The 22,935-nt window shown below is 60.5% G+C and carries 19 protein-coding genes, 1 tRNA gene and 2 pseudogenes; 14 read left to right on the top strand and 8 right to left on the bottom strand.

From position 1 onward, the window contains the following. Positions 1-5 precede the first annotated feature (5 nt). From L6D82_RS22610 to ychF, 3 genes are all read left to right on the top strand, one after another. Positions 6-608, top strand: coding sequence for a 50S ribosomal protein L25/general stress protein Ctc (locus tag L6D82_RS22610; protein ID WP_007951725.1), 603 nt, complete (start codon positions 6-8; stop codon positions 606-608). 171 nt (positions 609-779) lie between these two features. Beyond that, positions 780-1,364: an aminoacyl-tRNA hydrolase gene (gene pth / locus L6D82_RS22605; RefSeq protein ID WP_007951726.1), complete on the top strand. Its 585-nt coding sequence runs from the start codon at positions 780-782 to the stop codon at positions 1,362-1,364. A gap of 22 nt (positions 1,365-1,386) precedes the next feature. Further along, the gene (ychF, locus tag L6D82_RS22600; protein WP_085607001.1) at positions 1,387-2,487 is read left to right on the top strand and encodes a redox-regulated ATPase YchF; all 1,101 of its coding nucleotides are present in this window, start codon (positions 1,387-1,389) and stop codon (positions 2,485-2,487) included. Between the two features lie 63 nt (positions 2,488-2,550). Here the strand turns inward: ychF and L6D82_RS22595 are convergent, their stop codons facing one another. Then, entirely contained in the window at positions 2,551-3,768 is a 1,218-nt protein-coding gene (locus L6D82_RS22595) for an MFS transporter (RefSeq protein WP_085745393.1), read from the bottom strand. 333 nt (positions 3,769-4,101) lie between these two features. Between L6D82_RS22595 and L6D82_RS22590 the strand changes: the two genes are divergently transcribed. The 7 genes from L6D82_RS22590 to L6D82_RS22560 all read left to right on the top strand — a co-directional run bounded on the left by L6D82_RS22590 (position 4,102) and on the right by L6D82_RS22560 (position 10,101). Continuing rightward, positions 4,102-6,159 (top strand): methyl-accepting chemotaxis protein, encoded by a 2,058-nt coding sequence (locus L6D82_RS22590; protein WP_085745394.1) that lies wholly within the window; start codon positions 4,102-4,104, stop codon positions 6,157-6,159. Positions 6,160-6,274: 115 nt separating this feature from the next. After that, positions 6,275-6,351 (top strand) — tRNA-Met (locus L6D82_RS22585). A gap of 224 nt (positions 6,352-6,575) precedes the next feature. Then, positions 6,576-7,823 carry an S-type pyocin domain-containing protein gene (locus tag L6D82_RS22580; RefSeq protein WP_085745395.1) on the top strand — a complete coding sequence of 416 codons (1,248 nt, stop codon included), beginning with the start codon at positions 6,576-6,578 and terminating at the stop codon, positions 7,821-7,823. A gap of 7 nt (positions 7,824-7,830) precedes the next feature. Continuing rightward, a complete protein-coding gene (locus L6D82_RS22575; RefSeq protein WP_085745396.1) occupies positions 7,831-8,106 on the top strand; it encodes a bacteriocin immunity protein in 276 nt (91 codons plus the stop codon). Then, positions 8,106-8,330 (top strand): bacteriocin immunity protein, encoded by a 225-nt coding sequence (locus tag L6D82_RS22570; RefSeq protein ID WP_236191694.1) that lies wholly within the window; start codon positions 8,106-8,108, stop codon positions 8,328-8,330. Before L6D82_RS22575 ends, L6D82_RS22570 begins: the two co-directional genes overlap by 1 nt. Positions 8,331-8,592: 262 nt before the next feature. Next, a complete protein-coding gene (locus tag L6D82_RS22565) occupies positions 8,593-9,843 on the top strand; it encodes an S-type pyocin domain-containing protein (protein ID WP_085745398.1) in 1,251 nt (416 codons plus the stop codon). Between the two features lie 6 nt (positions 9,844-9,849). After that, entirely contained in the window at positions 9,850-10,101 is a 252-nt protein-coding gene (locus tag L6D82_RS22560) for a bacteriocin immunity protein (RefSeq protein ID WP_085745399.1), read from the top strand. 77 nt (positions 10,102-10,178) lie between these two features. On the opposite strand, the gene L6D82_RS22555 is transcribed toward L6D82_RS22560, so the two are convergent. Continuing rightward, entirely contained in the window at positions 10,179-11,285 is a 1,107-nt protein-coding gene (locus tag L6D82_RS22555) for a DUF2817 domain-containing protein (RefSeq protein WP_085745400.1), read from the bottom strand. 155 nt (positions 11,286-11,440) lie between these two features. Here L6D82_RS22555 and ggt point away from each other — a divergent pair, with 155 nt between their 5' ends. Beyond that, entirely contained in the window at positions 11,441-13,273 is a 1,833-nt protein-coding gene (gene ggt / locus L6D82_RS22550) for a gamma-glutamyltransferase (protein ID WP_102687522.1), read from the top strand. A gap of 87 nt (positions 13,274-13,360) precedes the next feature. On the opposite strand, the gene L6D82_RS22545 is transcribed toward ggt, so the two are convergent. The 6 genes and pseudogenes from L6D82_RS22545 to L6D82_RS22520 all read right to left on the bottom strand — a co-directional run bounded on the left by L6D82_RS22545 (position 13,361) and on the right by L6D82_RS22520 (position 17,677). Further along, positions 13,361-13,582: a helix-turn-helix domain-containing protein gene (locus tag L6D82_RS22545; protein WP_102687521.1), complete on the bottom strand. Its 222-nt coding sequence runs from the start codon at positions 13,580-13,582 to the stop codon at positions 13,361-13,363. A gap of 7 nt (positions 13,583-13,589) precedes the next feature. Beyond that, positions 13,590-14,150 (bottom strand): DUF2975 domain-containing protein, encoded by a 561-nt coding sequence (locus tag L6D82_RS22540; protein WP_129973077.1) that lies wholly within the window; start codon positions 14,148-14,150, stop codon positions 13,590-13,592. Positions 14,151-14,242: 92 nt separating this feature from the next. Beyond that, a complete protein-coding gene (locus L6D82_RS22535) occupies positions 14,243-14,842 on the bottom strand; it encodes a flavin reductase family protein (RefSeq protein ID WP_236191693.1) in 600 nt (199 codons plus the stop codon). A gap of 87 nt (positions 14,843-14,929) precedes the next feature. Further along, positions 14,930-15,361, bottom strand: a pseudogene (locus tag L6D82_RS28730) (methyl-accepting chemotaxis protein); the annotation flags it as partial. A 156-nt stretch (positions 15,362-15,517) separates the two neighbouring features. Continuing rightward, a pseudogene (locus tag L6D82_RS28725) lies at positions 15,518-16,156 on the bottom strand (PAS domain-containing protein); the annotation flags it as partial. Positions 16,157-16,363: 207 nt separating this feature from the next. Beyond that, positions 16,364-17,677 (bottom strand): MFS transporter, encoded by a 1,314-nt coding sequence (locus tag L6D82_RS22520; RefSeq protein ID WP_085745407.1) that lies wholly within the window; start codon positions 17,675-17,677, stop codon positions 16,364-16,366. Positions 17,678-17,876: 199 nt separating this feature from the next. On the opposite strand from L6D82_RS22520, the gene L6D82_RS22515 reads away from it, so the two are divergent. From L6D82_RS22515 to L6D82_RS22505, 3 genes are all read left to right on the top strand, one after another. Continuing rightward, entirely contained in the window at positions 17,877-19,295 is a 1,419-nt protein-coding gene (locus L6D82_RS22515; protein WP_085745408.1) for a short-chain fatty acid transporter, read from the top strand. Positions 19,296-19,497: 202 nt separating this feature from the next. Continuing rightward, positions 19,498-21,195 (top strand): molecular chaperone HscC, encoded by a 1,698-nt coding sequence (locus tag L6D82_RS22510; RefSeq protein ID WP_085745409.1) that lies wholly within the window; start codon positions 19,498-19,500, stop codon positions 21,193-21,195. A gap of 11 nt (positions 21,196-21,206) precedes the next feature. Beyond that, positions 21,207-22,934, top strand: a complete 1,728-nt coding sequence (locus L6D82_RS22505; RefSeq protein ID WP_102687517.1) for a J domain-containing protein — start codon at positions 21,207-21,209, stop codon at positions 22,932-22,934. The last annotated feature ends 1 nt before the right edge of the window (position 22,935 follow it).

Raw genomic sequence — 22,935 nt, 5'->3', positions numbered from 1 at the left:
ACAAAATGAACGATTTTACTCTGAATGCTGAAGCGCGTTCCGACCTGGGGAAAGGTGCGAGCCGCCGCCTGCGTCGTCTCGCCGCCCTGGTTCCAGCTGTTGTTTACGGTGGCGACAAAGCCCCTGAATCCATCAGCATGCTGGCCAAAGAAGTTGCCAAACTGCTCGAAAACGAAGCTGCCTACAGCCACGTTATCGAACTGAACGTTGGTGGCACCAAGCAAAACGTGATCATCAAGGCTCTGCAGCGTCACCCGGCCAAAGGCCACGTGATGCACGCTGACTTCGTACGCGTTGTAGCTGGCCAGAAACTGACCGCTATCGTTCCTGTGCACTTCATCAACGAAGCTGCTCCAGTGAAGAAAGGCGGCGAAATCTCGCACGTTGTTGCCGAGATCGAAGTTTCCTGCCTGCCAAAAGACCTGCCTGAGTTCATCGAAGTCGACCTGGCTAACGCTGAAATCGGCACCATCGTTCACCTGTCCGACCTCAAAGCTCCTAAAGGCGTTGAGTTCGTTGCTCTGGCACACGGCGATGACAAGGCTGTTGCCAACGTCCACGCTCCACGTGTTGCTCCAGAAGCTACCGAAGAAGGCGCAGCAGAGTAATTCACTCTGTCATGCCTGAGTGAGCAGGTAACATCGCGGACTGGAACGTAGCGAGAAAGCGGGCGGGAACGCGGAGTTTACATCCATGGTAAATGAGCATTTTTCGTCCACTTTCGCCGCCTTCCCTGATCGCGGCGATGTTATCCACCACTCAAAGGAAGGGCCCCTATCGTGACTGCCATCAAACTGATCGTTGGCCTGGGAAATCCAGGCGCTGAATACGAGCAGACCCGGCATAACGCAGGGGCCCTTTTTGTTGAGCGCATCGCCCACGCACAGAACGTGAATCTCGTGGCCGATCGCAAGTATTTCGGCCTGACCGGGCGCTTCTCGCATCAGGGTCAGGATGTTCGTCTGCTGATTCCCACCACCTACATGAACCGCAGCGGCCAGGCCGTGGCGGCACTCGCCGGTTTCTTCCGCATCAAGCCTGAAGAAATCCTGGTGGCGCACGACGAACTCGATCTGCCTCCGGGCGTCGCCAAACTCAAAGTCGGCGGCGGCCATGGCGGTCACAACGGGTTGCGCGACATCATTGCGCAATTGGGCAATCAGAATACGTTCCACCGCCTGCGGCTTGGCATCGGCCACCCGGGCGTCGCCAGTATGGTTTCAAATTTCGTCCTGGGTCGTGCGCCACGCGCCGAACAGGAAAAACTCGATGCCAGCATCGACTTTGCCCTCGGCGTGCTGCCGGATATCCTCGCCGGTGAATGGAACCGCGCGATGAAAAACCTGCACAGCCAGAAGGCCTGACTCTAATCCGAGGGGAAACACCATGGGATTCAATTGCGGCATCGTCGGCCTGCCTAACGTCGGCAAGTCCACCCTGTTCAACGCCCTGACCAAATCCGGGATCGCGGCCGAGAACTTCCCCTTCTGCACCATCGAGCCGAACAGCGGCATCGTGCCGATGCCGGATCCGCGTCTGGACGCTCTGGCGGCCATCGTCAATCCAAAGCGCATCCTGCCGACCACCATGGAATTCGTCGACATCGCAGGCCTGGTTGCCGGCGCGTCGAAAGGTGAGGGCCTGGGCAACAAGTTCCTGGCCAACATCCGCGAAACCGACGCGATCGCTCACGTCGTGCGCTGCTTCGAAGACGAAAACGTGATCCACGTTTCCAATAGCGTCGACCCGAAGCGCGACATCGAAATCATCGACCTGGAACTGATCTTCGCCGACCTCGACAGCTGCGAGAAGCAACTGCAGAAAGTCGCGCGCAACGCCAAGGGTGGTGACAAGGACGCAGTGGCCCAGAAGGCCCTGCTCGAGCAACTGATCCCGCACTTCACTGAAGGCAAGCCTGCACGCAGCCTGATGAAGAACATGAGCGCCGACGAAAAAGCGATCATCAAGGGCTTCCACCTGCTGACCACCAAGCCGGTCATGTACATCGCCAACGTCGCTGAAGACGGTTTCGAGAACAACCCGCACCTGGACGTGGTCAAGGCCATCGCCGAAGAAGAAGGCGCCATGGTCGTTCCGGTCTGCAACAAGATCGAAGCGGAAATCGCCGAGCTGGACGACGGTGAAGAGAAAGACATGTTCCTCGAGGCCCTGGGCCTGGAAGAGCCTGGCCTGAACCGCGTGATCCGCGCCGGCTACGAAATGCTGCACCTGCAGACCTACTTCACCGCCGGTGTCGAAGAAGTCCGCGCCTGGACCGTCCGCGTCGGTGCCACTGCACCGCAAGCCGCTGGCGTGATCCACACCGACTTCGAGAAAGGCTTCATCCGCGCCGAAGTGATCGCCTACAACGACTTCATCCAGTACAAGGGCGAAGCGGGCACCAAGGAAGCCGGTAAATGGCGCCTGGAAGGCAAGGATTACATCGTCAAAGATGGCGACGTGATGCACTTCCGCTTCAACGTGTAAAAGCTGCACCCATGAAAAAGCCGCGTTTGATACGCGGCTTTTTTGTGCCTGACATTCGGCCCGTCAGGCCTTTTTGGTTCTCGGCAGGAAGATCGCCAGCACCCCGAACAGCGGCAGGAACGAGCACAGGAAGTACACGTACTCGATGCCGTGAATGTCCGCGAGATGACCGAGCAACGCCGCGCCAATCCCGCCGAAGCCGAACATCAGACCGAAGAACACCCCGGCAATCATCCCGACATTGCCCGGCACCAGCTCCTGCGCGTACACCACGATCGCCGAGAACGCCGAAGCGAGGATGAAGCCGATCACCACGCTCAGGACAGTGGTCCAAAACAGATCGACATGCGGCATCAGCAGCGTGAACGGTGCCACGCCGAGGATCGAGAACCAGATCACCGCCTTACGCCCGATCTTGTCGCCAATCGGCCCGCCGAAGAACGTGCCCGCCGCCACTGCGCCGAGGAACAGGAACAGATGCAGCTGGGAACTGGCCACCGACAGGTCGAACTTCTCGATCAGGTAGAAGGTGAAGTAACTGGTCAGGCTGGCCATGTAGAAATACTTGGAGAACACCAGCAACCCGAGCACCACCAACGCGCTGATCACTCTGCCCTTCGACAGTCCATGAGTGGCGGCCTGGCCAGCCTTGAGCTTGAACAGGTTCAGGTGATGGGCGTACCAGCGGCTGATGCGATAGAGCACGAACAACGCAAACACCGCGAACAGCCCGAACCAGGCCACGTTACCCTGGCCGAAAGGAATGATGATCGCCGCTGCCAGCAACGGGCCGAATGCCGAACCCGCATTACCACCGACCTGGAACGTCGATTGCGCCAGACCGAAACGCCCGCCCGACGCCAGCCGCGCGATACGAGAAGCTTCAGGGTGGAAAGTCGAAGAGCCGATACCGATCAACGCCGCCGCCAGCAGAATCAACGGGAAACTGCCAACCATCGACATCATCACAATCCCGATCAGCGTGCACACGGAACCTGCCGGCAACAGCCACGGTTTCGGATGCCGGTCGGTGTGATAACCGACCCACGGCTGCAGCAGCGAAGCGGTCAATTGGAATGTCAGGGTAATCAGGCCGACCTGGGTGAAACTCAGGCCATAGTTGGCCTTGAGCATCGGATAGATCGACGGCAGCACTGACTGGATCAGGTCGTTGATCAAATGCGCCAGCGCCACCGCGCCGATGATGCGCATCACCAAAGGGCTGCTTTGTGGAGGAGCGGACGCCGAGGCAGCGGCGGTCTGAACGTTGCTGATAGCCATGGGAGTTTCCGGACTGCAGATGGATGCACGCGGGCAGGTGCGTCAATGTGCCATTTTTCGGTGCGCCAGCGCCATCCCCTTAGCCAGCTAACGAACTATTCAGTCGTCGCGCTACAAGTGATAGCGCAACGCCATGGTCTGAATCTTGCCTTGCTTATCCGCTTGAACGCGGCGCCCTTACAAAGGGCATCGAGAATGGGAAGTTTCGCTACAGAGCCTGCCTACAGAGCGGGCAAGGGTGAACTTTCGAGGCCTTTTAGCAGGGCACCAATCCCGGTCGCAACGACCGCGATGCACGCCGATGGTGCGTGGTGTCCAGAGGAGTCATGGGGCATGCAGGCTTTCTTATCACCGGGGATCAGGTTGCTGGGGCGGTTTGGCTTCGCGCGTAAATTCCAGTTGTTGTTTCTGCTGTTTATCCTGCCATTGGCCGGCAGCCTGTTGATGATCGGCCAGGACTATCGCGACAAACTCAACCTGATCGCCGGCGAACGTGCCGGTGTGCGGCAGTTGCTCGCCCTCGATGCTCTCGACAACCTGCTCGCCGCCCAACGCGACCGCGCCGCCCGCTGGCGCGCCACGGAAACCAACCGCCAGCCGACGCCAGCGACCCTTGCCGCGATGGCTGCGTTCGATGGCGTACAACCTGCTGCTGCCCAGGCGACGCTGGACTTGGGCAATGCCTTGCAAGCCGAAGGCGCGGAAGGTGAAACCCAGACCCGCTATCAGGCCCTGCAAGCCGCGCTGAATGGCCTGGACTCGAAAAGCCTTTCCGGTGTCGGTTGGTGGCCGGACGGTTACGACCGTTTCACCAACGCCCTCAGCGCCCTGCAAGCCTTGCGCGAACAGATCGCGATGGACAATCGCCTGATCCTCGCGCCGTGGCTGGAGACCTATCTGCTGACGCAGATTTCCACCCAGCACGCACCAGACCTGATCGAGCGGGTCGGTCGGCTGGCAGCCGTCGGCCAGGCGTCCGTGGTTTCCGGCCAGTTCACCCTGCAAAGCCGTCTGCAACTGCGCGACCTGCGCAGCCGCATCGGCGATGCCCGCGAGCAGCTGGTGAAAACCGCGAGCCTGCTCGAAGCGCGTCTGCCGCCAGCCCTGCAAGGCTGGGCCGGGCAATATCACGACAGCCTTAAACAGCTGGACGCCGGTTTGAAAGTGCTGGATGACGGCGTGTTCGGCGGCAGCATCAATCTCAAGCCTGAAGAATTCGAGCGCACTCTCGATGCCCTGCTCGGCAACCTCGCCACGCTGCGCCAGCAATCGCTGATGTCGCTGGATCAGCGGCTGGATGACTACCACGGATCGGCAATTCGTCAGTTCATCATTGTCGCGGCTGTGTTCGGTTTCCTGTTACTTGCGGCGCTGTACCTGTTCGTCTGCCTGCAAGCCTCTATCCGCCGCAGTGCCAGCGGCATCACGCTGCTGGCCGAGGCTCTGCGCGACGGCAATCTGAGCCTGCAGGTGCCGGTCGTGGGTCGCGATGAACTCGCCTCGATCAGCACCGCACTCAACGTGGCCGTAGTGCAACTGCGCACCAGCCTGCTGGGTGTCGATCACGAGACGTCGCAACTGAGCAACGCCGTGCGCAGCCTCAACGATCACTCCAGCGGCGCTCTCAGCGAAGTCGAAGCGCAGCAATTGCAGATCAGCCAGATCGCCGCAGCCGCCACGCAACTGGCGGCGACGTCTCAAGGCGTGGCGCAGAGTTGTGAACAGGCTTCCGGCAGCGCTCAGCACACCCGGCGCATTGCCGCCGACAGTAGCCGTGACAGTCAACGGACCACGGCGAGCATCCAGCAGCTCAATCAGCGCCTGAACGAAACTGCCGCAGCGCTCGGCCGGGTCAGCGAGCAAGGGCAGCAGATTCAACTGGTGGTCGATACCATTCGCGGCGTCGCCGAGCAGACCAACCTGCTGGCGCTCAACGCGGCTATTGAAGCAGCTCGCGCCGGCGAACAAGGTCGTGGTTTTGCCGTGGTAGCCGACGAGGTGCGCAGCCTGTCGCAACGTACGCAATCGTCCACAGCGCAGATCGCCGGTACGGTCGACAGCTTGCGCAATACGGTCAACGAAGCCGTGAGCCTGATGGAGGCTGCGTGCGGCCAGGCGCAATCGGATGCCGCTGCGGTCACGGGACTTGGCGAACGCCTGGGGGAAATCGCCAGCGCCGTGCAGAGCGTCACCGACACCCTCGCCCAGATCGCCACGGCAGTGGAAGAACAGGCGAGCACCGCCGATGAGGTCAGCGGCAATATCCAGCAGGTGGATCAAGCGGCGGTTCGCCTGCTCGAGGGCGCGCGGGCAGTGAACCTTGCGGCGGACACCTTGAGCCAGGGCAGCCATGCCTTGAGTGCCAACACCGGAAGATTTCAGCTGCGTTGAAAGCCCCTCCCGCCCCGATTTTCGGCGCGGGAGGATAAGCGGTTGAAAATAAGAAGAAATATTTTGAATTTACGCTTGACGCTTTTCCATTTCAGGGGAATAATGCGCGCCACTTGGCTACATAGCTCAGTTGGTTAGAGCATAGCATTCATAATGCTGGGGTCCGGGGTTCAAGTCCCTGTGTAGCCACCAAGTACTAAAAACGGCTTACCGAAAGGTAGGCCGTTTTTTTATGCCTAGAGAAAAGTGCCCTTCCTCAGTGAGTCGGCTGGCTCCGTAGGAACCGGGTGCGAAAAGCGTACGAAGAGGATTTTTCGTTCGATCAGGCCCCTGCATCCCTACCAGTCGATTTGATCGCCATCCCCACTGACCCACAAGCTCCCCTGTCTCGATCCAACGACAGACAGGGAGTTGTCATGGACCTGGACCAAGACCTTTTCGATGATGTCTGGCGCCGAAAGCTTCCAAACGGCGGCGCCTCATGGGCAGCATGGAATCCGCCCCGAGAGCCAGAGCCCGTCTACGTTCCAACAGATGAATGGCCAACCCCAAAGCCCCGCGACGATCTGGTATTTGCCAAGTCCTGCACACCGGACAACTGGTGTCGAACGGATGCCGGCACAACACCTGAGCCCGCCTCCAGTTTCGGCAAGATCATGGTGGCGGGCGCCATACGCTTTCCCGCAGCCAGTAAGGTCGTAGCGAAAGCAATCGGCGCCGATCTGGCCTTGGGGCGCATGGCGGGCGGTGGAATTCTGCAGCAACGTCTCAACTGGGCAATCCGTGGTGCGACAGGCCCGGCCAGTGTTTTCATCCTAGGGATGCTGCCGGCCAGAATGGGCGACGGCACCCTTTATACCGACGAACAACTGCGCACCCTACCCCGCGCCACCACTCGCGTGCGCTTCCAGTTCCGGCGTGATGCCGGAGGGGTCATGCAGGTCTACGGCATCCACACCGGCGTCTCGGGCGACGACTCGGTGCGTACCGTAAAAGTCGAGTGGAACAGCGACAAGAGCGCCATGGAGGCGAAGCTCAACGGCATCACGATTTTGTGGACGCCGCAACGCGGGCCGCTGGGATCGATGCCGCCGCTGGTTCACCCGGAGCACGGCGAAGCACTGAGTACGATCCTCGTCCACCCGATCGCCGCGAACACCGACAGCCAGATTGAAATCCTGCCCGGCGAAGACATCACCGCCGAGGATTGCATTCTGGTGTTTCCGGCTGAGACCGGGCTGAAGTCGCTGTATGTGGTGTTTTCGAAACCGGCGAGATTGATGCCGGGGACGGTGACGGGGGTTGGGGAGAATTCGTCGGGCATATGGCTCGTCGGAGCAAACTCGGGGGTGGGAGTTCCAATTCCAACAGACGTGGCAGACTCACTCAGGGGACTCGAATTCCAAAGCTTCGATTCGTTCCGAAGGGCTTTTTGGAAAGCCGTTTCGGAGTCTGCCGTGGCGGATCAGTTCATAAAGCAAAGTGTTGGCCGTATGCGTAAAGGTAAAGCACCAAGGGTGCGCAAAGCCGATAGTGTCGGCGGCAGAAGATCTTACGAGCTTCATCATCTCGAAAAAGTATCCGAGGGTGGCGACGTCTACGACGTTGATAATCTACGAGTAAATACACCTCGAAACCACATCGATATCCACCGGAACGAATAGGCCAGTCATGAAAGACAATCTACTGAAAAGCAGCATTTCGGAGTACACAGAGACCGAGTTCGTTGCGTTGTTGGAAGAACTCGTTAAAGAAGATGAAGAAGCCGAAGACGATGGTCGGGCTGATTTGTTACTGTTGCACTTCGAGAAAATCAGCGAACACCCGGCCGGATCCGATCTGATCTATTACCCGGAGACAGGCGCGGATAGCTCTCCTCGGGGGGTCACGCAGATTGTGAAAGAATGGCGAGCTTCACAGGGTCTGCCTGGGTTCAAAGGTCAGTAATGACTCAACGCCGTGTCATTGACGAGATCAGAAAGGAAGACAAGGCACCTACAGATGAACGGGCAGATATTCTATTGCTGCACTTCAACGAGATCGTTGGGCATCCGAGCAAGATGGACCTTATCTACTACCCTGAGCCAGGTGCTGACACGTCGTCCTCTGGCATAGCCCGTACAATCGCGAAATGGCATGAAGCAAACGGACTGCCTGGCTTCAAGAAGTGAAGATTCATGGTCAATCACTGAAAAGACTTCACACCACTAAGTATTAAAACGGCTTACCAAAAGTTAGGCCGTTTTTTATGCCTCAAGAAAAGTGCCCCACTTCAGTGGGCCGGCATGATTCCGTAGGAACAGAGCGCGAAAGGCGTACGAAGAGGATTATTCGTTCGATCAGGCCTCTGCATCCCGGCAAGTCGATTTGATCGCCATCCCGACTGACCGACAAGCTCCCCTGTCTTGATCCAAAGACAGACAGGGAGTTGTCATGGCCCCGGACAAAGACCCTTTCGACGATATCTGGCGCCGAAAACTTCCGAACGGCGGCGCCTCGTGGGCTGCCTGGAATCCGCGCCCGGAGCCAGAGCCTGTCTACGTCCCGACAGACGAATGGCCATCGCCAAAGCCTCGCGACGATCTGGTATTTGCCAAACCCTGCACACCGGATAACTGGTGTCGAACGGATGCCGGCACAACACCTGAGCCCGCCTCTCACTTCGGCAAAGTCATGGTGGCAGGCGCCCTGCGCATTCCCGCTGCCAGTCACGCCGTAGCGAAGGCCATCGGCGCCGATCTGGCGTTGGGGCGCATGGCCGGTGGTGGAATCCTGCAGCAGCGCCTTAATTGGGCAATCCGCGGTGCGGGAGGCCCGGCCAGTGTGTTCATCCTCGGGATGCTGCCGAACCGAATGGGCGACGGCACGCTCTACACCGACGATCAGCTACGCACCTTGTCTCGCGCAACCACTCGCGTGCGGTTCCAGTTCCGACGCGATGCCGAAGGGGTCATGCAGGTCTACGGCATCCACACCGGAGCCTCGGGCGACGACTCGGTGCGTACCGTAAAAGTCGAGTGGAACAACGACAAGACCTCCATGGAGGCGAAGCTCAACGGCATCACGATTTTGTGGACGCCGCAACGCGGGCCGCTGGGATCGATGCCGCCGCTGGTGTATCCGGAACACGGCGAACCACTCAGCACGATTCTCGTCCACCCGATCGCCGCGAACACCGACAGCCAGATTGAAATCCTGCCCGGCGAAGACATCACCGCCGAGGATTGTATTCTGGTGTTTCCGGCTGAGACCGGGCTGAAGTCGTTGTATGTGGTGTTTTCGAAACCGGCGAGATTGATGCCGGGGACGGTGACGGGGATTGGGGAGGATGTTTCCGGTGTATGGCTGGCAGGAGCTGGAACAGGGATTGGAGTGCCGATTCCGACGCGGATTGCGGACAGACTCAGAGGGAGGGAGTTTTCAAACTTCGACGCGTTCAGAAAAGCATTCTGGCAAGCCGTGCGGGATGATCCAGAACTTTTCGATCAGTTCAATTCGGATGCCCAAGATCGTTTAATGTCGGGCAACGCACCAGCGGTTCGAGACAGGGAGTCTGTAGGCACAAGAGGGGTATTTGAAATACATCACGTCGAGCGGATCACTGATGGCGGCGCTGTCTACGACATAGACAACCTCCGAATCAACACCCCTAAAAACCACATCTTTCAACACAAAAAACAGTGAACGCACATGGAAAAAATATCTGAATACACTGAAACCGAATTTATCCGTTTCATCGAAAAAATACGTGCCACCAATAAAAGTGGATCGGACACGGAGCTTGGCGAGCTGCTGGCACAATTCAGAAAGCTTACCGGTCACCCGGACGGCACCGACTTGATTTTTTATCCCGAACCAGGAGAGGACAACTCTGCCATGGGCATTACGAAGACCGTAAGAGAATGGCGCGCCGCCAACGGGCTGCCAGGATTCAAGCAGTAACCCTCCGGCATCCATAGTCAAAACCGATGCGCATCACCAGGCAGTCAAAACGGCTTACCGAAAGGCAAGCCGTTTGTTTATACCTCTTCCCCCAAGGCCAAGAGCCCTTTCGCCCAAATCTGCCGCGTCCGTAAACCGACCATCGCCCGCCAGTCCGGATCCGCCGGATAAAACTGCTCCAGCAGATTCAACTTGATCGCCCGCCCCGTCGCATCCAGCGGATCGCCATGCAGATGCAGCCAGTGATCGTCGCGCAGATAACGATGCACGTCCGGCCCCGGATAAGTCCCGCACTCGATCACGAACGGCATCAGTTGCACATTCGGCAACGCGTTGAGCAACGCCTGCGAGGTGTAACCGGTAGCGGTTGCCGCGACACCGGTTTCGCTCAGGGTTTCGGCGCCGGTGTGCAGCGTGTAGAGCCACGGGCCGTAAATCGATTGCGCTTGGGCCAGTGCTGGATACGGCGCTTGGGTAATCGTCAGCAGCATCGGATGCCCGTACTCCCCGGCGCCGGTGTGCAGGTCGAAACACATCACGGTTTCAGCACCGGCCAGATGATTCTCGATGATGGAATGCAGCGTGCGATTCGACCAGCTCGGCGCGAGTCCGCCAAAGAACAATCCGTCGGGATGACTGTGCTGACCGCCCTCGACAATCGACATGACAGCCGGCCAGCCGTGCTCGGCAATTTGCGCATCCAGCAAGGCATCAGCCTTTTGCCGCTCGGCGCCATTCAAATCGGTGCAGGCGTAAATTTCATGGAGCGCCGCGTAAACGCGGTTGTCCGGAAGCAGTCGGTTGAAATCCAGGTGATTGCGGTTGAGGTCGATGTTGTCTTCATTGACCCGCCGCAGCCACGCCGTGCCCCACGGGTTGATCAGGTGAACCATCACCACCGCGACGTCCTTCGGCAGTGAGTCCGGCGTGAAATGCTTCAGCCAGTCGATCTGGCACTCCGAGCCGTAATATCCCTCAACCCCGTGGGTGCCGCTGAGCGCCACCAGGCGCCGTTTGGCCGCTGGATCCCCCAGCACCGCAACATCGGTACTCAAAGACTCGCCAAACGGCCCATTGAGCGGATGCGCGTACGAAGAGAGCGTTGCACCCGCCACCTTCGCGGCGGCTAAAAAGCGCTCGCGCTGTTCGCGATAGCTGGGCTGGGTCGGAAACTCGTTGTGCATGGCGGCCTCTTGTTGATTGTTCTGGCTTCACGTTTGCCCATGACCCTACAGAAATTCCGCCAAGGCATGAAGGACAAAGGTGCCTGCGGTTTGCGTCGTACACGGTCGGCCGATACAGTCCGTCAGACCTTTATCCCACGGACGGAGAGCCCCGCGTGTTTCCAGCCCTGCCCCTGAACCGGTTTCGCCTGCCCGCCCTGACGCTGATCGTCAGCGCCATCGCCCTCACGGCCTGCAACGCCCCGCCTTCCTCGACCTTGCCGCTGGCACCGGAAGCCGCCTCCGGTTACCGCACCGGCCTACAAGCCAGCCACGCCGAAAAACACATGGCCGCCGCTGCCAATCCGCTGGCCGCCGAGGCCGGTCGCGAAATGTTGCGTCAGGGTGGTTCCGCCATCGATGCCGCCATCGCGATGCAAGCCGTGTTGACCCTGGTCGAACCGCAATCCTCCGGGATCGGCGGCGGCGCGATGATCGTGCTGTGGGATGGCAAACAGGTGCGCACCTACGACGGTCGTGAAACGGCACCGGCGGGTGCGACCGAGAAACTGTTTCTGCAGGCCGACGGTAAACCGATGCCGTTCCCGCAGGCGCAGATCGGTGGACGCTCTGTCGGCACACCGGGGGTGATGCGTGCATTGGAGCTGGCGCACAAAAAGCACGGCCGCTTGCCGTGGGCAACATTGTTCGAGCCGGCGATCAAACTGGCCGAGCAGGGTTTTGCGATCTCTCCGCGCCTGCATTCACTGCTGGAATCCGACCCGGTGATTCGCCGTTCGCCGGACATGGCCAGGTACTTTCTGAACAGCGATGGCAGCGTCAAAGCCGTCGGCACGCGACTGCAAAACCCGGCGCTGGCCGCCGTGCTCAAACGCATCGCCAACGAAGGTGCGGACGCGCTGTACAAAGGCCCGATCGCCGAAGAAATCGTGGCCAAGGTTCAGGGCCACGCCAACCCCGGCAGCCTGTCGCTGAACGACCTTCAGCACTATCAGGCCAAGGAGCGCGCGCCACTGTGCACCGACTACAAGCGCTGGCAGGTTTGCGGGATGCCGCCGCCATCATCGGGCGGGATTGCGGTGGCGCAGACTCTCGGCACCTTGCAGGCGCTGGAAACCCGCGATCCGCGTCTGGCTCTGACGCCGCTCAAGCCAGTGAAAACCGATAAACCCGCCGGCATCGAACCTGCGCCGCAAGCCGTGCACCTGATCGCCGAAGCCGAGCGCCTGGCCTACGCCGACCGCGCGCAATACGTAGCCGATACCGACTTCGTGCCGGTGCCGGTCAAAGGTTTGGTCGACCCGGGTTACCTGGCCAGCCGCGCCAGCCTGATCGGCGAACGCAGCATGGGCACCGCCAAACCCGGCACACCGCCGGGCGTACAGGTCGCCTACGCGCCGGATCGCTCGCCGCTGCGCATTTCCACCTCGCAAGTGGTGGCGGTCGATGACTTCGGTGGCGCCGTGTCGATGACCACCACCATCGAAGCAGCGTTCGGCTCGCACCTGATGGTTCAGGGTTTCCTGCTCAACAACCAGATGACCGACTTCTCGTTCATCCCCGAAGAGAACGGACAGAAAGTCGCCAACCGCGTGGAGCCCGGCAAACGCCCGCGCTCGTCGATGGCGCCGACCCTGATCTTCGACCGCAAAAGCGGCGAGTTCGTCGCCACCGTCGGCTCTCCCGGCGGCTCGCAGATCATCGAGTACGTGGCCAAAACCACCGTCGGCCTGCTCGACTGGAACCTCGACCCGCAAAGCGCCATCAGCCTGCCCAACTTCGGCAGCCGCAACGGCCCCACTGAACTGGAACAGGGCCAGTTCAGCCCGACGCTGATCCAGGCACTCAAGGACAAGGGCCACACCGTCAACGAAATCGACATGACCAGCGGCACCCAGGCCATCGTGCGGGTCAAGGATGCTCAAGGGAAGGCAACGCTGGCAGGCGGGGCAGATCCTCGGCGTGAAGGGGTAGCGTTGGGGGATTGAATCAGCACTGCCAACTGAAAAAGGCTTACCGAGAGGTAAGCCTTTTTTGTATGTCCATGAATTCATTTCCAGCGCCAACTGAAACCCTCAGGCGTCACCCTCCTCCCCCGCCACCCGAACCAGCAGATCCCCGGGCTGACAGTTGAGGTACTCGCAGATGGCATCCAGGGTCGCCAGTCGCAGCCCTTTGACCTTGCCCTGTTTGAACAGCGACAGGTTGGCCTCGGTGATGCCGATGGCGGCTGCAAGGTCTTTGGATTTGACCTTGCGCAGCGCGAGCATCACATCCAGTTGAATCACGATAGGCATGAGGACCTCAAATAAACGTACGGTTTTCCCGATCCACTTCGCTGGCCTGCGCCAGAATCCGCGCGATGATCGAAATGCACGCGGCCAGAAACAACGCGACGAATGAGGCCGCCGTGATGCTCAGGGTAAACAACCGCTCACCGACCGGCGCGTTCTGGGTGACCCACAGGCTGAGCATCGGCTCACAGAGGAAATCCAGCAGCACCCAGATCGCCACGGCTCGCCCGACCTTGCCCAGATGCTCCGCTGTTTCCCGGGCGAAATACTCACCCCGCGCATAACTCTGAAACAGCCGGCGCAAATGGTTCAGGCCCGACGCCAGCGCCAGCAGGGGAATGCTCGACAGCACGATCCCGCCCAGCTTCTGCCACCATGGAAACAGCGTGGCGGTGTCGGCCATGTGTGACAGCTGGCGCTCGGTCAGCGCAAACCCCAGCCCCCAGCCTTCCTTTTCCGCCAACGGTGGGTAAACCCAAATGACAGCATTGAGCAGCAGCATCACGACGATCAGGATCAACGTCACCGTCGCCATGCGCCGACTGAATTGCACGAGCCCGTGGGTGGTCATGGGAAAGCCTCAGAAGAATGAATGTGAGCGCCACCCTAACGAATAAAATTATCGCAAAACAATAATTAATTGCTGCAAAACATTAATAACCGTCAGGCATCAAGATTTTTACCGACCACCGGATCACCGATCTTCAGAAAGTTGCCACCGGCCACGTGATGCAGCGTGCGCAGCTCATCGTGCCCTTCAAAATGCCAGCGTCCATCGCTGAACACCCGCGAATCAGCCTGCGCCGCGATCACCTCGGCGAGGAACAGATCGTATTGCTCGTGATTGTGCGGCTCCGGCAGCAACCGGCATTCGAGCCAGGCCACGCAACCGTCCAGCATTGGTGCCTCGACCTGCTCGCCAGCAAAGCTCTGCAAGCCGTACGCCTGAAACTTGTCCTGACCTTGATCGCGATTGATTTCCAGGCCCGATGTCGAGCCGACGGTCTGCACGATGTCGGCCTGATTCACACAAGGAACGTTGAGAACAAAGGTGCCCGAAGCCTCGAGCAATTGTCGGGTCCAGGTGGATTTGTCGAGCACTACCGCGACTTTCGGCGGTTCGAAATCCAGCGGCATGGCCCACGCAGCCGCCATGATGTTGCGCTGCCCGTCATGAGCGGCGCTGACCAGCACGGTCGGCCCGTGATTGAGCAGACGGTAGGCTTTGTTCAGGGAAACCGGGCGACGGAAGGACTCGCTCATGGGATCTGCTCCGGGAAAAAGAGCCGATTGTAGCGGGATAAAAACAACGAAGGGATGGCCGTGTACCATCCCATCGCCTGGCAGGCATCAGTTGGATAACTGGTTGGCGAACTGGCCGACTGCATCCACCACTTTCTGCGCGCCGTCCTGAATCTCGACGATCACCGTACCGGCCTCCGCCGCCAGCGCCAGCCCTTGTTCGGCCTGTTGCTTGCCGTCGGTCATCAGGGCCACGGCGTTGCGCGCCATGTCCTGGTTCTGGCGCACCACACCGACGATTTCTTCGGTCGCCTGGCTGGTGCGCGAAGCCAGTTGCCGCACTTCGTCGGCCACCACCGCAAAGCCTCGGCCTTGCTCACCGGCGCGAGCAGCTTCGATGGCCGCGTTAAGCGCCAACAGGTTGGTCTGTTCGGCAATGCCGCTGATGGTCTTGACGATGGTGCCGATTACCTGGGATTGCTCGTTCAACGCCTCGATGCCTTCGCCGGCGGTCTGCATGTGCTTCGACAGATCGCGCATCACGTTGACCGCTTCAGTCACCACACGAGTGCCGCGCTGGGCGGTGCTGTCGGTCTGCAGGGACGTGCTGTAGGCGATGTTGGCGGCGTCGGCGACGGCCTGTTCCTGATTGACCTGATCGGTGATCACCGTGGCGAACTTCACCACTTTGTAGAGCTTTTCGTTGGCGTCGAGCACCGGGTTGTAGGACGCCTCCAGCCAGACCGTCCGGCCATGGCTGTCGACCCGCTTGAAACGGCCGGCAACGAATTCGCCGTTGTTCAGGCGACGCCAGAAGTTCTGGTATTCGGCGCTGTTGTACTCCTCCGGCTCGCAGAACTGGCGGTGATGTTTGCCCTTGATCTGCGCCAGGCTGTAACCCATGCCTTGGAGGAACCGTTCGTTGGCGCTCAGCACGTTTCCGCTGAGGTCGAACTCGATCACGGCGGTCGAACGCACCAGCGCGCCGATCAGGTTTTCGTGTTCGCGGGAGGCCTCGATAGTGCGGGTCAGGTCGCTGGAGAAAATCGAGAAGTGCTTGATCCGGCCATCCGATGAGCGAACCGGTTGGACGATGGAGCGCAACCACGCCTCTTCGCCGTTACCGCGTGAAAGGCGCACAGCGCCGGCGAAATGCTCGCCACGGGTCAGGGCGGCCTTGAAGCGGTGATGAAACTCGTCCGACTTCACATGGGCCGGCACGATGTCTTCGATGGCGCGGCCGATCAGATCGTGACTCTTGTAGAGCATTTCGTTGAGGAAGTTCTGGTTGACCGACTGAATCCGTCCGTCGGGCTCAAGGGTGAGCACCAGCATCTCGCTTTCCAGGCTCTCCTTCACTTGCAGAAGGCTGGAGAGTTCTTCACGAAGAGCCGCCAGCTCTTGCTTCAGGCGTTTGTTGAACATGGGAAAGCACCGATGGACTGGATGGAGAGCGGGTATGCAGCCTAACCATCGGCCTTGGAAATCTTTTCTGAAGAGCGCTTGAGGCGTGTCCTACAAAAATAGTTACGCCTCGACAATTCAGGCGGTGCCGGCCACCGGGCACTGTTCTGCGCGCGGCATGCGCGAGCCGAAATACGCCGCGCTGACGACGCCCACCGCGCCCATCACCGTGCAGAACATCACGCAGATCCACGGACTCCACGGCATCAGACCGATCAGCAGCAACGGTGTGACACTGGCCCAGGCGGCGTAGGCAATGTTGTAGGTGAAGGAGATCCCGGAAACGCGGATCCGCGCCGGGAACAGGCTGACCATCACCGACGGCACCGCACCGACCACGCCACAGCACAAGCCGGCGATGGCGTAGGCCAGACCGACCCAATCCCCGCCGCTGATCAGGCAGCTATAAAGCAGACCGATGCCCAGCGGCAGCAGCAGACTGTAAAGCATGACCGTGCGCCAGGCGCCGATGCGATCGACCAGCCGGCCGGCGATCACGCAGCCGATGTTCAGGAAAACAATGCCCAGCGCGCTCAGCGCGAAGGTGTGGCCGGCGGTCATGCCGAAGGTTTTTTGCATCATGGTCGGGGTGATGACCACGAACACCACCACTGCCGAGGTCAGCACGCAGGTCAGGAGCATCGCCGGCAACATGGCCAGCCGATGATCGCGCAGCACGGTGCGCAACGGCAGTTCGACCCGCGCCTCGCGCTGCGCTTCCATGGCCATGAACACCGGGGTTTCGCTCAGCCAGCGGCGCAGCCAGACACCGATCACGCCGAACACACCACCAAGCAGGAACGGATAACGCCACGCGTAATCCAGCACTTCGGCCGGGGTGAACACTTGCGCCAGAAAAGTCGCGGTCAATGCGCCGATCAGATAACCGAAGGTCAGCCCGGCCTGCAGAAAGCCCAGGGCATAACCGCGATGCCCGGCCGGAGCATGCTCGGCCACGAATACCCAGGCGCTCGGCACTTCACCGCCCACCGCCGCGCCTTGCAGGATGCGCAGCGCCAGCAGCAGCAACGGTGCGAAATAACCGATCTGTGCATAAGTCGGCATGATCCCGATCAGCAGGCACGGCAGCGCCATCATCAGGATGCTCAGGCTGAAAACCTTCTTGCGCCCCAGCCGGTCGGCGAAATGCGCCATCAGGATCCCGCCCAGCGGGCGCGCTAGATAGCCGGTAACGAAGATCCCGAAGCTTTGCAGCAGGCGCAGCCACTCGGGCATTTCCGGCGGGAAGAACAGCTGGCTGAGGGTCAGGGCGAAGAACACGAAAATGATGAAATCGTAGATCTCCAGCGCCCCGCCCAGGGCCGCGAGGCCGAGGGTCTTGTAGTCGGAACGGCTGAACGGCGCCGGTCGGGCAGTGGAATGGGCAGTCATGGCAAAGAACTCTGGCAGGCAAAAAACCAAGGCGCCCATGGTCTACGCAAACGGGCCGCCGGACAACCCGTTAGACCATAGTCTGATTCAGCAAAACACGGTCACAAAAATCCGCCGGTTGATTTACTGTTGGCACCTGTCCAGACGGGCCGGCCAAGCCCCGAAGACCACAATAAACATAAAAATCCGAGGTACTCCCGTGGCCGTTGATATCGAAGATAGCCGCTCTGCGCGCTTTGCCTTGCGCTGTTCAAGTTTCGCCGAACGCTGGTTTCCCGACTCCTGGGTATTCGCCGCGCTGGCGGTGATCATCGTCGCGCTGGCGACCCTGGCCATGGGCGCCAAACCCACCGACGCGGCCATGGCCTTCGGTGACGGGTTCTGGAGCCTGATCCCGTTCACCATGCAGATGGCCTTCGTGGTGATCGGTGGTTATGTCGTGGCCAGTTCGCCGCCCGCCGTAAAACTGATCGATCGCCTGGCGCGGATCCCGAAGAACGGTCGCTCGGCCGTGGCCTGGGTCGCGCTGATTTCGATGGTCGCGTCCTTGTTGAACTGGGGCCTGTCGCTGGTGTTCGGCGGTCTGCTGGTGCGCGCTCTCGCCCGCCGCACCGATCTGAAAATGGACTACCGCGCCGCCGGTGCCGCCGCCTATCTTGGCCTCGGCGCCGTTTGGGCGCTGGGCCTGTCGTCGTCCGCCGCGCAGTTGCAGGCCAACCCGGCCAGTCTGCCGCCGTCGATTCTGTCGATCACCGGGGTGATTCCGTTCACCCAGACGATTTTCCTCTGGCAGTCGGGAGTCATGCTGCTGGCGCTGATCGTGATTTCGATCATCATCGCCTACGCCACCGCGCCCGGCCCGAACTCGGCGCGTGACGCCAAGGCCTGCGGCATCGACCCGGCCTTCAACCTGCCACCGCTGCAACCGCGTACCCGCCCAGGCGAATGGCTGGAACACAGCCCGTTGCTGATCATCCTGCTGGTGCTGCTGGCGGCCGGATGGCTGTTCCACGAGTTCTCGACCAAACCGGCGATCACCGCGATTTCCGGGCTCAACACCTACAACTTCCTGTTCATCATGCTCGGCGCGTTGCTGCACTGGCGCCCGCGCAGTTTCCTCGATGCGGTGTCGCGTGCCGTGCCGACCACCACCGGGGTGCTGATCCAGTTCCCGCTGTACGGTTCGATTGCCGCGCTGATGACCACGGTCAAGGGCAGTGACGCCCAGACCCTGGCCCATCACATCTCGACGTTCTTCGTCAGCATCGCTTCCCACGACACCTATGCACTGCTGATGGGCGTGTACTCGGCGATTCTCGGTTTCTTCATTCCGTCCGGCGGCGGCAAGTGGATCATCGAGGCGCCGTACGTGATGCAGGTGGCCAACGATCTGAACTATCACCTCGGTTGGGCGGTGCAGATCTACAACGCCGCCGAAGCCTTGCCGAACCTGATCAACCCGTTCTACATGCTGCCGTTGCTGGGCGTGCTGGGGCTGAAGGCGCGGGATCTGATCGGTTTCTCGTTCGTGCAATTACTGGTGCACACGCCGTTGGTATTGGTGCTGCTGTGGGCGCTGGGCACGACGCTTTCGTACTTGCCGCCGGTCATGCCTTAAACGATGACCACAGGGCGCCGGCTCCGGCGCCCTGTCTTTCCCTTCGACAAAAAGCGACCCGGACCATCCCTCCTGCGGTTGCCTGTCGTAAATAATGGCTCAGAGCCATCATCTTTCTTTACCGCGCCACTGCCTCGGTAATATTCTTGCGCGCCCAATATCTGTTTCATTTTTTGTCTGAGCGCAAAGGGAGTTCGTTGCAATGATCGTCGGGATTGACCTGGGAACCACCAACAGCCTTGTTGCCGTATGGCGCGGCGATGCCACTGAGTTGGTGCCTAACGCCCTGGGGCAGTTCCTGACACCCAGCGTGGTGGGCCTGGACGATCAGGGCCGGATTCTGGTCGGGCAAGCTGCTCGCGAACGCCTGCACACTCATCCGCGCCTGACCGCTTCGCTGTTCAAGCGCCATATGGGCAGTGCGACGGAGGTCTACCTCGGGGATAAAAAATTCCGTCCGGAAGAGCTGTCGGCGCTAGTGCTCAAGAGCCTGAAAGAAGACGTCGAGCGCACTTACGGCCAGACCGTCACGGAAGCCGTGATCAGCGTTCCGGCCTATTTCAGCGACGCCCAGCGCAAGGCCACGCGCATTGCCGGTGAACTGGCGGGTCTCAAAGTCGAAAAGCTGATCAACGAACCCACCGCGGCTGCACTCGCCTACGGCTTGCATCAACGGGACAAGGAAACGTCGTTCCTGGTGTTCGACTTGGGCGGCGGTACGTTCGACGTGTCGATTCTCGAACTCTTCGATGGGGTCATGGAGGTGCGCGCCAGCGCCGGTGACAACTTCCTCGGCGGCGAGGATTTCGACAACGTGCTGCTTGAGCACTTTATCGATCAGCATCGCAACGTGTCGGACTTCCCCGAGCGCTCGACCATCCTCCAGCCGCTGCGCCGCGAGGCAGAACGTGTGCGCCGTGCACTGGGTCAGGACGCCAGCACCGAATTCAGATTGCAGGTTGGCGAAAAGCAATGGACCCAGACCATCACTCAGGCGCAAATGGCGACGCTGTACATGCCGCTGCTCGAACGTCTGCGCGCGCCGATTGAACGGGCCCTGCGTGACGCACGCATCCGCGTCAGCGACCTCGATGAAATCCTGCTGGTCGGCGGCACCACCCGCATGCCGCTGGTGCGCAAACTGGCTGCCGGGCTGTTCGGCCGCTTCCCGTCGATCAGCCTCGATCCGGATCAAGTGGTCGCTCAGGGCGCGGCGATTCAGGCAGCGCTCAAGGCCCGTTCGGCCGCGCTGGAAGAAGTGGTGCTCACTGATGTCTGCTCCTACACCCTGGGGATCGAGACTTCCACGCAGGTCGGTCGTCAGTATGAAAGCGGTCATTACCTGCCGATCATCGAGCGCAACAGCATCGTCCCGGTCAGCCGGGTCAAAACCGTGCAGACCCTTCACGACAATCAGGAACAGGTGGTCGTGAAAATCTTTCAGGGCGAAAGCCGCCTGGTCAAAGACAACGTGGCGCTCGGCCAACTGGACATCAAGGTGCCCAAGCGCAAGGCCGGCGAAGTCGAACTGGATGTGCGTTTCACCTACGACAACAACGGTTTGCTCGAAGCCCAGGTCAGCATTCCCCTGACCGGTCAGCAACATTCGCTGGTCATCGAAAACAACCCCGGCGTGCTGACGCCGGAGGAAATCCAGCAGCGTCTGCAAGCCTTGGCGCAATTGAAGATCCATCCGCGCGAGCAACAGGTGAACACCCTGCTCAGTGCACGGCTGGAACGTCTGTATCAGGAAAGCCTGGGCGACCTGCGCGATCAGATCGGTTACTGGGCCAAGCAATTCCAGCAGGCGCTGGATTCCCAGGACGAGCGGCAGATCCGTGAAACCCGTACCGAACTGAGCAAGCAGTTGAGCGCCCTCGACCGTAACCCCTGGCAGTAAGGAAGCACGACATGGAATGCTGGTCCGTCCTGCAACTGCCCGAAGACGCCGGGCTGCGCGATATCAAGCGCAGCTATGCGCGCCTGCTGAAAGTCTTTCGGCCCGATGAAGATGCCGCAGGCTTCCAGCGCCTGCGCGAGGCTTATGAGCGTGCTCTGTCGATTGCCCAGTGGCGCCTTGAAAACGAGGAGAGCGAGGAGCACGGCGACGTCATGCTGGCTCCTGGGATCGCCGCTCTGGCGGTGCAAGAGCAATCCATGGTTCAGCCGCTGCAGAAGACCGGGACCGATGCGTGGGATTACCCTGCGGCGCTATTCGAACCGGTGACCCCGGCCGCGCCCGAAGCACCGCTCGAGTCGCAGACCTTGCGGGTACAGCCCCTGAGTCCGGAGCCTCTTAACCTGGAACCCGAGCAGCCGACTGCCGACCCGGCCATTGAAGCCGCATCGCAATTGCTGAACGGCCTCTCGGACACCAATCTGGACCAGCGCTGGGAGCAAGCGCGCCAGCAGGATTGTGCGCAAGCGTTCCAGGCGCTGTTGCTGACGTTGTGCTTCGATCATCCCGCCCTGCGCCTTCCGATTGCCCGCTGGGCGGTACAGCACCTGGGTTGGCTGGGGCCGTGGCAGGAGATCGTCATCGGCGACGGGCAGCGCAGCATTATCGCCAACGAGTTGCTGACGGATTACCGGCAATCGCTGGAAACGCTGCTCGCCTCGCAAAACGAGCGTGAATGTCTCGCGCAGCTCAAGACTTACACGGTCCAACCCTGGCTCCAGGTGTTCGACCGTCGGGAACATTGGCAGCAGATCATCCTGCAACTGCTGCAGGACACAGAGTGGAGCGTTCCGCTGTTCGACCGTATCTCCCAATTATTTGGCTGGGACGACACCAAGGGTATTCATCCGCAACCGGACTGGCTCTGGCAGGCGCTGATCGAGCGCTGCAACCAGGAAAGCCTCTACGACACCCTGTGCGCCCGGGCCGAAGATCAGCGCAACGGGTCGCCCGACGCTCTGGCCGCGCGGATGCTGATCAGCCCGATGAAGCCGCGACAGCAGAAAGACATGACCGACCGGTTCATCCCGGCTGACTGGCAGGCCTGCCAGCAGTTGTCGGAAACCCTCAAGTGGCGCTTTCCCGACCTGCTCGCCCGCCTGCCCTACGCCGATGTTTTCTACTGGCGACGGTTTCTGCCGCGCTACATCGCCGCCGAAACCTGGTTGCGCTCATGGGCCGCGATTGCGCTGGCGCTGTGGCTGTTCTATCTGCCCGCCGAGCACAAGACCACGGCGATGAGCATCGTCATTCCCCTGGCCTTCGCCTGTGTTCCTGTCTGGTTTTTCCGGATCGGCTTGAGTTATTGGTTTCTGATCAGCGCCCATTTGATCGTTCAGGATCTGTGGTTGACCGAAAGGATCATTCCGCGCCGATGGAACCCTGATACCCGCTGGCTCGTGCTGCGCCATGGCGTACCGCAAGCCGTCATGATCCTGCTGTTCTCGGTCATGCTCGGTGGGCTGGGAGCCTTCACCTATATCGGAGTGATCCTGATCGGGCTCTGGCACAAGCGGCGCATCGGTACGCTCGACCCGGAGTTCAGCGACAAGCACCCGTGGCTGACCGCGCTGCACTGGGCGCATTTCAGCCCGTTGCAACTGCTGTTTCTGGTGGTCATGACCGGCGTGATTCTCGCCAGTCAGCTTGGTTATTCGCTGAAACACCTGTTCCCCGGCTAGG

Source organism: Pseudomonas paraglycinae (assembly GCF_021601625.1).
In the GTDB taxonomy this organism is placed as follows: domain Bacteria; phylum Pseudomonadota; class Gammaproteobacteria; order Pseudomonadales; family Pseudomonadaceae; genus Aquipseudomonas; species Aquipseudomonas paraglycinae.
This window is presented reverse-complemented; position numbering and strand designations above follow the sequence as displayed.